The organism is Gluconobacter kondonii (genome assembly GCF_002723995.1).
Taxonomy (GTDB): Bacteria; Pseudomonadota; Alphaproteobacteria; order Acetobacterales; family Acetobacteraceae; genus Gluconobacter; species Gluconobacter kondonii.
Window position 1 is genome coordinate 1 of record NZ_BEWP01000035.1, and the last position, 9,059, is coordinate 9,059.

The following is a 9,059-nucleotide window of genomic DNA, read 5'->3' on the forward strand; positions in this document are numbered from 1 at the left end:
AGACAGTTCGTCAGTCGCAATCATTGACCTCGACGCGCAAGGCAGCCTGACGAACTGGTGGAACCGTAGGACGGCAGAAAAGCCGGAAGCGGGTCCCAGGACACGTTGACAAAAGATCTGATCCAGAGCCTCGCGGCAGCGAGATTGAGAAAACTCATAAAGGACACGGTTGCGGCCTTTGCGTGATGGAATAACCGGCAGGATACCGCGGAGCAGCAGGTCAAGGCGGAAGCTGTCACTGTCATAGCCTCGATCAGCCAGCATAGCTTTGGGGGTCGGGACAGACAGCTTCATCAGGGCGTCTGTGGCCTTGTAGTCCGAGACCTGGCCTCCGGTAAGAGCAAAGCCCAGAGGGCGTCCCTGATTGTCACATCGGGCATAGATTTTTCTCGTAAAGCCGCCGCGTGATCGACCCAAAGCCTCCGAATGAGCCCCCCTTTTGCACCCGTAGCCTATGAATGGGCACGGACTACGGTGCTGTCGACCATATGTTGCCAGTTATCGGTCTGCCCCAGATCTACCAGCGTCTATAAAAGAGCATCCCAGGCACCCTGTTCAGCTCAACGTCGGAACCGGACATAGACCGAGTTCCATTTGCCGTAGCGTTCATGCATGTCCCACCACGGACAACCGATGCGCAGGACATATAGCATACTATTGAGAAACCAGCGGTTGTCTCCAGCTGGTTGAGCCCAACGTCCGCGCTCAGGCGGCAGAAGCAGACCAATTATCTGCCCAGTCCTGATCCGTCAGATCACCCCGTGCCATCCCCGCTCCACCTTATCGCCTTCGTCCAAGAAACCGGTGATTCAGATCTCAGGATGATCGTAAAGACCTTTTGTCAACGTGACCTAGGTGGGTTCTAAGAGGCTTTTTGGAAATTACTTTTCACTTTCAAGTGTAAGCTTTCCAGAAGAGTCTTAACTGCCAGATCGGCTATTTCCGAACAGTTTTATGTTTCATCCTTACGCCATGTGGCGAACCTTACGGTCTTGGATAGAAATTTCCAAACAGTCTCTACGAAATAAAATTGTTTATATGAAAAAATCACATCATCGAAAATAAGAAAGAAAAAATTATTTTTGATGAAAATTACAGTAAGATTATTGTAAATATAAAAATTAGTTTCAATTATCAATTTGGATAATATCGATGGTCGAAAATACTATCTCATCTGGATCACTAATTCCACCAAATATTTCAAATAACAATTTTAATCTTGAAAGTGGAACGTGGACGGCTCAATTAAATTCTGATGGAGAAACAGTATATGTTAGTGGATCAGTAACATATACTGGGCCAGTTAATATATGGAACGCCAATCTAATAGTAACATCTGGAGCTGTTGTTTCTGGATTGGTGGATGTTGGAACATATAAAACAAGCGCTGGAACTATAACTATATCTTCTGGAGGAATTGTAGAGTCTTCTTATATGGCCGATGGTAAGTTACAAGTTCTTTCTGGCGGTTCTTCATTCGATAATTATTATGAATCAGTAGTTGCTATTGTTTCATCTGGTGGATCTTCAGTAAATGATTCTTATACAGAATCGTATACAACAGCAACTACATCTGGTTCATTAAATGGAACATCATTTACCGGAGGAACCAATGGAAGTAGTTTGAAGGTATATAATGGAGCTTCTATATCAAATCCAACAATTATTAATGATAATGTAACAATTTCTGCAGGAGCAATATATAATGGAAATTCAAACTCGGTAACTATTCCTAGTTTTTCAAACAACCATCCTGTCCTTTCTGGAGGAACATGGGTTGCTACCCTAAATGGAGATGGTATTACCGTATACACTAGCGGAAAATATACTTATGAAGGTCCAGTTAATTTATGGAATGCTAGTTTGAAAATTAGTAGTGGAGCCGTTGTTTCGGGTTTGATATCTGTAGCAAAATATAGTTCAACAAATGGGACTGTAACGGTGTCTGCTGGCGGAACTATAGAGTCATCATATACGGCAAATGGTTATTTAAATATTTCATCTGGAGGAATATCTTTAGATAATGAATATGAATCAGTAGTCACCAGAATTTATTCTGGTGGATCTTCAGTGAATGATTCTTATACAGAATCATATATATCTACAAAAACCTCAGGAACACTAAATGGAAGCGCATTTACTGCGGGTGATAATATAAGCAGTATAAGCGTTTCTGGTGGAGGCTCTATATCAAACCCTTATATTGTAAACGAAACCTTAACCATTAGTAAGCCTGGATTATTTGACCCCTGTTTTCTTTCTGAGAGCCTCATCAGAACTCCAGATGGAGATATTCCTGTTGAAGATATTTCCCCTGGAGATAATATTATCGCGTATGTGAACGGAGTAGAAGAAATTAGACAGGTCGTGTGGACTACTCAATCACATTGTGATGTCCAGACCCACCTTTCTGATGATCTAGCGGGTTATCCTATTCGAATTCTGAAGGGTGCTATAGCAGACGGTGTGCCCTCAAAGGATATGCTGATCACAGCAGAACACTGCTTGCTCTTAAATGGAAAATTTGTTCCAGCGCGTATGCTTGTTAATAATCGTTCTGTATTTTTCGATAAATCCATAAAATCCTATGAATATTATCATATTGAGACAGCTAAACACTCAGTAATAATGGCTGACGGAATACTCACTGAAAGTTATCTTAATACTTCAAATCATCGTTCTTTCTACGAAGAAGGTAACGTAATTTCACTAATTCCATGCCGACAGTTAACTTGGGACGATGCTGCATCCCCTCTAGATGTTTCAAGAGGATTTGTAGAGCCTTTATTTCAGAATACGGAAGATCGTGCAATTTCTTCAAACATTCTACAGAGAACATCAAAACCTGAATTGACAGAGGAAGCGGATCTTCATCTTTTGACTAACAGCGAACTTTGTATTCGTCCCGTTCGTGAACATAATGGACATATTACATTTGTAATTCCCTCGGATGTACAGTCCGTACGTATCGTCTCGCGTGCCAGCCGCCCTAGTGATGTCATTGGTCCATTTGTAGATGATCGTCGTTATTTTGGTGTAGCTGTTTGTGACATTAGTTTATTCGAGAATGGGAAATCCCGGAATATTAATACTCATTTAACGGATAAAGATTTGAACGGATGGAACACTCTAGAGTGGGAAGACTGCCGTTGGACGTCTGGAAATGCTTTGCTACCTCTTGGAGAGCGAAATACAAATGCTGATGCTTTGCTCGTCATCAAGATCAGAAAAATGGGTCCGTATCTGACAACAGATACAGCTAAAGATATTGATGGGTCTTTTTTCAAGGTATATCGCCTATAATACTAAGTATGCGTATATATAAACGATAATTATTTTGATATTTCTGTAAATTCAATAATTCTATTATAGAATTTACAGATTTTAGCCGTTTTTCATACCATTAAGATATGGAAAACGGCTATTTTTTTCTTCTGCGAACAAGTCGCACAGAGAGCAGTGAGATTTTTTCAAAAACGTATGATAAATAATCTCAGGTAGGAAAAGCCACGTAATACCAACGACTATCATCTGGAGGAATACTGGGTCTGGTGCGCTTAGGCGGGGCTCAGACCCACATTCTAATGTTCGGGAATACCCAAACTTGTTTCTGGTCTTCATAAAGACCAGCAGCGTGAGGTTGGAACATTCTGGTCTGTTTGCGGATTGGGAGGGGTCAGGACACAGAGAATGGTCTGACCACGCTTCTCCAGCGTGAAGAGAGCTCCGGATCCGGCGTAGTTTGTGGTTGTGGTGATCCGGTAGCCTGTTTTGAGCAGACTGCTCAGAGACACCATGACCGGATGGAGTTCCGTCGGAACGGCAAGCGGACTGTAGGGGGATTTGACACCAGACTCTGGCAGCCAGTCCTGGGAGCTTTGTGCAAAAGCGCAGATCGGAAAGAGAAGAGGGCACAAGGCAGAAAATACGGCCAAACGATTGCTCATGAAGCGCTCCAAAATCAGGGTTAATGCCCGGTTGTCGTTGAGAAGAGGTTCATCACCAGAACGCCTACAATGATCAAACCCATGCCGATCATGGCTGGGAGATCAAGTCTCTGACCCTGAAAGATCCAGGCGATCACGGCGACAAGCACAATGCCCACTCCCGACCAGATCGCGTACGCAATGCCGGTTGGAATCTCTTTGAGGGCCATCGAAAGGCAGTAGAAGGCGACGAGATATCCGACACCGAGAATGACTGTCGGGACGAAGCGTGTGAATCCCTCGGAAGCCTTCAGAAGCGAGGTTGCGACGATTTCTGCAAAGATGGCGATGCCGAGATAGAGGTAACTCATGGCGTCATAATGAGCCGGAGCGCTTCAGGAAGAAAGCTAACTCCCTTCCTGATGTCTGAGAATGCCCATTCTCAGACATCAGGAAGCGTATAAGAGGCCTCACGCCACCTTCTTCGGCCGTCCGCCCTTCGCGCCATTCCGCCTGGCGGCGGTAGACTTCACGGCAGACAGTGTTTTCCCTGCCTGAATCACCATGAAGGCCCGCGTACCAAAAATTCCAGCCATCAGGTCAGGGACCAGAATGTCAGCGTTCAGATCGTTGTCAGCGCTTACGAACGGCGTCAGGCGTGAGTTTCGCCTGTAGGGTCATGGCCGCAATCATACCCGATCGGCTTTCGCGGGAGGCTCTGGCGAGAGCGTCCAGCCGTTCCAGAACCCGCCGTGGAAGGGAGATGTTCGCCCGCTCCACCCGGTCATCGAGGATGGCCGGATCAATGGTAACAATACCGACGGTCCAGCCCTGATAGTCCGGGTTGCTCTGGATGGCGTCGAGGGTGCTGGGAGAGGGAACCGCTTCTCCCGCGTCCAGTGTGGCGTCAATCCATGCCGCCGCGGCTTCTTCCGCGTTGGAAATAGCTTCGTCGAGTGTGTCGCCTGCCGAAAAGCAGCCGGGAAGGTCAGGAAAGACAACGCCGAAAGCCGTTGTCTCGCTGCCCCGTTCGATAACAACCGGATAGCGCATGATAATCCTCCTAGAGACCTGCCTGCTTGCGGATGGCGGCGACCAGTCCGATGCCTAGATCCTTCTTGGGATGAGGCACGACCACGATCCCCGGCCGGGATGGATGTTTGAAGACATTGTGTGAACCGCGCACGCGATCCAGCGTCCAGCCTGCTTTTTCCAGCTCTCGGATCAGAACGGCGCTTTTCATTTACACATCATACACACGACAGGAGTTCTGTTCAACAAAAACCGGCTTCTGCCATCCCTCGAACGCCTTGTGGTCATGGTCACAGGTGATGCCTGTCTTCCGATGCTTTTCCTGCCAGGCGATTTCTTGGCGTACGTTTTCGAACAAGAGCTCATCGCTCTCCACAAAGGGTAGCGTTAGTAACCGCACCCTTTCATTCAGAAAGGGGAAAGGTCTAACAGATTGGCACACCTCTCCCGCACCAACGGTGCAATGGTCTATGAAGAGAGCTGTTTGAACGGTTCAAAGTCGCCTCGCTTCTGCCTCATATAAGCCTCGTACTTGTCTCGTTCAGGCCTCGCACCCGTCTCGAAGAGGCCTCGATTGCTCGTCACAGCGCCGTCAAGCATATCGGTTGCCGTATCGCTTCGCGCATCGGTAACGACTGCATAGCCGTCTACGTTAGGAAAAGCGCCTTCATAGACCATTGCACCGTTGGTGCGGGGGGGGGGAGTGTGTCTGAGCGGCTGGGTAGTTGAAACAGTGCTCCAAGACACCAGAAAGAAGGGCACAAGAAGCCAAAAACGTTTTCATGAAATCAGAGCTCTTTTCTGTTACATGTAACGAGAGGAGAAAACGCCATGACCCCTGTTGCCATTCGCGTCCAGAAACGCCGTGACGCCCTCCGCAAAGCCGGTCTGCGCCCCGTCCAGATCTGGGTGCCCGATACACGCACACCGGGCTTTGATGCGGAATGCCAACGCCAGGCCCGTCTGGTGGCCGAGGCCGAGCAGCACGATCCCGCACTGATGTCCTTTCTCGAGACCGCCGCCAGCGATCTCGACGGGTGGGACGTATGAACCGGGGAGACTTCGTGACCGTTGCTCTCCAGGGTGATCTGGGCAAACCACGGCCCGCTCTGATCGTTCAGGCTGACCGCTTCGCAATGACAGCATCCGTAACCGTTCTCCCTGTCACCAGCACCGTCATAGACGCGCCCTTGCTCCGCCTGTCGGTGCCCCCAGACGAGCGGAACGGGCTGCGCAAAACGTCCCAGGTGATGATCGACAAGCCCAGCACGGTCTCCCGAGACAAGATTGGCCCCACCTTCGGGAGCGCCAGCGATACCGTCATGCTCTCTGTTAATCGCGCCCTGGCGCTGTTTCTCGGTCTGGCCTGAAAGGCCCGTGACCTTACAACCGCTTGTCTTCGAGACGATCCCACCGGCTCTTCAGGACGCCTCTGACCGTCTGGTTCTGGCCGCCCGCTCTCCCGCGACATTGCGCGCTTATCGCACCGATTGGGCCGCCTTCGTCGCCTGGTGCCTCACCCAGGACGTCACGGCGCTCCCCGCCCAGCCTGAAACCGTTTCCGCCTGGATCGCGTCGCGTCTGGAGCAGGGCCGCAAAGCCGCGACCCTGTCCCGTGGGGTGGCCGCCGTGTCCTGCGCGCATGAACTGGCCGGGTTCGAGAGCTTCAGCCGCTCCCGCATCGTCCAAGACGCGCTCCGGGGCATGCGACGCACGCTTGGCACCGCCCCAACCCGGAAAGCGCCCGCGACCGTTGAGCTGTTGCGCCGGATGCTGGATGTCCAACCCGACACCCTGATCGGTCGGCGCAATCGGGCACTTCTAGCCCTAGGCTTCGCCGGAGCGTTGCGGCGGTCTGAGCTGGTGATCCTGGAGGTCGGGGACCTTGTACCGCAGGACGGTGGCGCATTCCTTACGCTCCGACGCAGCAAGACCGATCCGGACGGGGCCGGTCAGACGATCGGGATTCTGAACGGTTCCACCATTCGGGCACTGGAGCATGTCTCGGTCTGGTGCGAGGCGGCCGGAATCACGTCCGGTCTGTTGTTCCGGTCCGTAGACCGGCATGGCCGGGTCGGCGGGTCACTCTCGGACAGGTCGGTGGCCCGGATCATCAAGACAGCGGCCGAAGCTGTGGGGCTCGATCCGGAGCGCTTCTCGGGGCATTCGCTGCGGGCGGGGTTCATCACCTCGGGAGCCGAGGCCGGTGCCGATGCGCTGCTGATCGCCGAAACCTCGCGACATCAGAACCTTGACGTACTGCGGAGCTATGTCCGGCGTGCCTCGCTGCTGAAGGCCCATGCCGGACACCGCTTCCTGTAATCACTAGCTGAACGGCCACCACCACCAGCGACGGCGACCGTACCCCCCGTACGTCTGAGTCTGTTCAGGGGGTACGTTCAGGGTGAACACTGGCTTTTGTACAGGGTGAACGTACGGGGGGTACGTAGGGTGTACGCGTTCACCCTCGATCCGTGAGATCTTCTCCCTGAGCTGGGCGTTTTGTTCCTTAAGAACTGCGTTTTCTTCCCGGTAATCTGAGACTTCTTGGCGTCTTTCATTCAGTTCATTCTGGAGAAGACCCATCATGTCTCGTAGGGTGGACAAGGCCGTATTGTCCGGGGGAAACATCTCATTGTGTTCGGGTGTACGTTCACCCTGAACGTTAGGGGCTACGTGTTCAGTCTGTTCAGGGGGCTTGTTCAGGGCCAAGACGGGAACAGAAACACGGACAATGCCATGATTGTCCGTGATCTTGAGCCAGCCGCCGCGACGAACGCGCGCGCGTGCAGCTTCAAGGGACAGTCCAAGCCGGTCAGCTAACTGACGATAGGTCAGATTTTCTGTTTGCTCGGCCATAGATCCTCTTCGTTTCAAGCCTGAGCTTATATCCGGTCGAGCATGAAATGCGAGTAAGGCTGTCACCCTAGCTAGGGTGACACATCTTGCCTGTTGGTTTTTTGTCCGAGACGGCCCGACTTGGCCCTAAACGGTCTCAGAGAGAACTCTTAAGGTTTCGGGCTGACTGAGGCCGTCTCGGGCCGTTTAGGGCCAAGTCGGGCCGAGATGAAAGGAATAGCCTTTCGAATATCTCCTTCGCCTTGAGCCTTTTGAACGTACGTCTGAGGGGAAATCCTGGCGTGGAACGTTAACTCGTCGATGGGGACGGGGACCAGGAGGCTATTAGGTCGAGCCAGTCATTTTTAGAGCGTGGCTTTTCAAAGAAAATATTTCTTTGAAAATAGAGTTCGCTGTCGTTTTGGCAGTTAGAAGAAAATCTGAATTTTCGGCGGGCAAGAGCCTCTTTGAGGCGTTGTGTTGCATGGGCTGCAGCAGCCTTGGCTTGTTCCAGGCTAACCAGGATCAATCGGTAGCGGTTGGGACCATTTACAACGCGCCCTGAGCGCCGCATGCGCTGGCGGGTCCGTTCCACCAAACCAAGGCTGTACGCTGTCTCCAGCGCCCGGATCACGGTCCTGACGCTGCATCCTGCGCGGGCGGCAATGCTTTCGTGAGACGGAAAGAGGCCGCGATGCCCTTCGAAACTGGCAAGGGCCTGAAGGACGAGATGTGTCCTGGCGGTGATCTGACGGGCTTGGGTCAGGGTCCAGATCTGGGAAGCGAAAGAGGTCATGCCTGTGATCCTTCTCAGGCGAGACACTTCCCCGTACAGCTAATCAGACATTGAAACCAACACCGGCCACGTCTATTATCTATACATCGGATGCCTAAGCGGGCTTAGTCGCTTTTGCATCTGCCTCGCCGCGCAACAGCGAGTTTCGAAGGGGATAGCCTTGCCGGGCTGTCCCCTTCATCGTTTCGAGACATACTGCTCGGTTGAATATCGATTGTCCAGCGATGCTGTAAGACGTTTGCTAGATAGTTTTGCACAGCCATAGCCAGACGAACAGCCTCAGAGCCCTGTCGCTTTTTGAGACAGGTTCTAACACCGCTTATGGCCTTACTCGCCACGGCTCGGCGGAGTATAATGAAAAACCCGAAACTATTATCACCCTTTCACCCGGAAAGATCGTGGTCATTTCCAAGCTGAAAGGCGGATCGGGCGCAACCACGCTCACCCATGAGTTAGCTACATCGGCA

Annotated in this window: 12 protein-coding genes and 1 pseudogene; 5 read left to right on the forward strand and 8 right to left on the reverse strand. The window is 51.3% G+C overall.

Features of this window, described 5'->3' with window-relative positions:
* A partial coding sequence (locus GKO01_RS16200; protein WP_218017456.1) for a transposase occupies positions 1 to 417 on the reverse strand: 417 nt, incomplete at its 3' end.
* A 143-nt stretch (positions 418 to 560) separates the two neighbouring features.
* Positions 561 to 746 carry a transposase gene (locus GKO01_RS16600; protein ID WP_218017457.1) on the reverse strand — a complete coding sequence of 62 codons (186 nt, stop codon included), beginning with the start codon at positions 744 to 746 and terminating at the stop codon, positions 561 to 563.
* A 406-nt stretch (positions 747 to 1,152) separates the two neighbouring features.
* Between GKO01_RS16600 and GKO01_RS15175 the strand changes: the two genes are divergently transcribed.
* On the forward strand, positions 1,153 to 3,303 hold the full coding sequence (locus GKO01_RS15175; RefSeq protein WP_099287731.1) for a Hint domain-containing protein: 2,151 nt from the start codon (positions 1,153 to 1,155) through the stop codon (positions 3,301 to 3,303).
* Between the two features lie 314 nt (positions 3,304 to 3,617).
* On the opposite strand, the gene GKO01_RS15180 is transcribed toward GKO01_RS15175, so the two are convergent.
* The 4 genes from GKO01_RS15180 to GKO01_RS15200 all read right to left on the reverse strand — a co-directional run bounded on the left by GKO01_RS15180 (position 3,618) and on the right by GKO01_RS15200 (position 5,169).
* Entirely contained in the window at positions 3,618 to 3,947 is a 330-nt protein-coding gene (locus tag GKO01_RS15180) for a hypothetical protein (protein WP_099287732.1), read from the reverse strand.
* Between the two features lie 20 nt (positions 3,948 to 3,967).
* Positions 3,968 to 4,297 (reverse strand): SMR family transporter, encoded by a 330-nt coding sequence (locus GKO01_RS15185; RefSeq protein ID WP_062105601.1) that lies wholly within the window; start codon positions 4,295 to 4,297, stop codon positions 3,968 to 3,970.
* Positions 4,298 to 4,559: 262 nt separating this feature from the next.
* Complete coding sequence (locus GKO01_RS15195; RefSeq protein WP_099287733.1) at positions 4,560 to 4,979, reverse strand: type II toxin-antitoxin system HicB family antitoxin; 420 nt, start codon at positions 4,977 to 4,979, stop codon at positions 4,560 to 4,562.
* Between the two features lie 10 nt (positions 4,980 to 4,989).
* Entirely contained in the window at positions 4,990 to 5,169 is a 180-nt protein-coding gene (locus GKO01_RS15200; RefSeq protein ID WP_011251576.1) for a type II toxin-antitoxin system HicA family toxin, read from the reverse strand.
* 620 nt (positions 5,170 to 5,789) lie between these two features.
* Here GKO01_RS15200 and GKO01_RS15210 point away from each other — a divergent pair.
* The 3 genes from GKO01_RS15210 to GKO01_RS15220 are packed head-to-tail and all read left to right on the forward strand — an operon-like array spanning position 5,790 to position 7,280.
* A complete protein-coding gene (locus GKO01_RS15210) occupies positions 5,790 to 6,008 on the forward strand; it encodes an antitoxin MazE family protein (RefSeq protein ID WP_099287735.1) in 219 nt (72 codons plus the stop codon).
* A gap of 14 nt (positions 6,009 to 6,022) precedes the next feature.
* On the forward strand, positions 6,023 to 6,328 hold the full coding sequence (locus GKO01_RS15215) for a type II toxin-antitoxin system PemK/MazF family toxin (RefSeq protein WP_456303736.1): 306 nt from the start codon (positions 6,023 to 6,025) through the stop codon (positions 6,326 to 6,328).
* 7 nt (positions 6,329 to 6,335) lie between these two features.
* Positions 6,336 to 7,280: a site-specific integrase gene (locus tag GKO01_RS15220; protein ID WP_244901511.1), complete on the forward strand. Its 945-nt coding sequence runs from the start codon at positions 6,336 to 6,338 to the stop codon at positions 7,278 to 7,280.
* Positions 7,281 to 7,283: 3 nt separating this feature from the next.
* Here GKO01_RS15220 and GKO01_RS15225 read toward each other — a convergent pair whose 3' ends face one another.
* Together GKO01_RS15225 and GKO01_RS15230 are read right to left on the reverse strand one after the other, a co-directional pair.
* Positions 7,284 to 7,817: a hypothetical protein gene (locus GKO01_RS15225; protein WP_099287737.1), complete on the reverse strand. Its 534-nt coding sequence runs from the start codon at positions 7,815 to 7,817 to the stop codon at positions 7,284 to 7,286.
* 289 nt (positions 7,818 to 8,106) lie between these two features.
* Positions 8,107 to 8,592 carry a helix-turn-helix domain-containing protein gene (locus GKO01_RS15230; RefSeq protein WP_099287738.1) on the reverse strand — a complete coding sequence of 162 codons (486 nt, stop codon included), beginning with the start codon at positions 8,590 to 8,592 and terminating at the stop codon, positions 8,107 to 8,109.
* 251 nt (positions 8,593 to 8,843) lie between these two features.
* On the opposite strand from GKO01_RS15230, the pseudogene GKO01_RS16425 reads away from it, so the two are divergent.
* Positions 8,844 to 9,059: pseudogene (locus GKO01_RS16425) on the forward strand (hypothetical protein); the annotation flags it as partial.

Excerpts from the sequence above, each read along its gene's own strand:
- GKO01_RS15225 (WP_099287737.1), bottom strand. The coding sequence starts at position 7,817 with ATGGCCGAGCAAACAGAAAATCTGACCTATCGTCAGTTAGCTGACCGG.
- GKO01_RS15210 (WP_099287735.1), top strand. The coding sequence starts at position 5,790 with ATGACCCCTGTTGCCATTCGCGTCCAGAAACGCCGTGACGCCCTCCGC.
- GKO01_RS15175 (WP_099287731.1), top strand. The coding sequence starts at position 1,153 with ATGGTCGAAAATACTATCTCATCTGGATCACTAATTCCACCAAATATT.
- GKO01_RS15185 (WP_062105601.1), bottom strand. The coding sequence starts at position 4,297 with ATGAGTTACCTCTATCTCGGCATCGCCATCTTTGCAGAAATCGTCGCA.
- GKO01_RS15180 (WP_099287732.1), bottom strand. The coding sequence starts at position 3,947 with ATGAGCAATCGTTTGGCCGTATTTTCTGCCTTGTGCCCTCTTCTCTTT.
- GKO01_RS15195 (WP_099287733.1), bottom strand. The coding sequence starts at position 4,979 with ATGCGCTATCCGGTTGTTATCGAACGGGGCAGCGAGACAACGGCTTTC.
- GKO01_RS15230 (WP_099287738.1), bottom strand. The coding sequence starts at position 8,592 with ATGACCTCTTTCGCTTCCCAGATCTGGACCCTGACCCAAGCCCGTCAG.
- GKO01_RS15200 (WP_011251576.1), bottom strand. The coding sequence starts at position 5,169 with ATGAAAAGCGCCGTTCTGATCCGAGAGCTGGAAAAAGCAGGCTGGACG.